The sequence below is a fragment of the Citrobacter sp. wls711 genome (assembly GCF_005281055.1).
GTDB lineage: Bacteria > Pseudomonadota > Gammaproteobacteria > Enterobacterales > Enterobacteriaceae > Citrobacter > Citrobacter gillenii.
In genome coordinates this window covers 1-296 of the sequence record NZ_SZXC01000011.1, presented here as the reverse complement: position 1 = coordinate 296, position 296 = coordinate 1, and the positions used below count along the sequence as shown (strand labels likewise).

1 rRNA gene is annotated in these 296 nt (G+C 45.3%); it reads left to right on the top strand.

Annotated elements, in window-relative coordinates:
• Positions 1-145: 145 nt before the first annotated feature.
• Positions 146-296 (top strand): 23S ribosomal RNA (locus tag FDW98_RS05645); the annotation flags it as partial.

Sequence of the window (296 nt, the reverse complement as noted above, 5' to 3'; positions counted from 1 at the left end):
TTTGCTCTTTAAAAATCTGGATCAAGCTGAAAATTGAAACGACACACTGTGTCTGTTCTCCGTAATAAGAACAGATAAATGGTGTGTTCGAGTCTCTCAAATTTTCGCAACACGATGTGTTTTACGAAACATCTTCGGGTTGTGAGGTTAAGCGACTAAGCGTACACGGTGGATGCCCTGGCAGTCAGAGGCGATGAAGGACGTGCTAATCTGCGATAAGCGTCGGTAAGGTGATATGAACCGTTATAGCCGGCGATTTCCGAATGGGGAAACCCAGTGTGTTTCGACACACTATC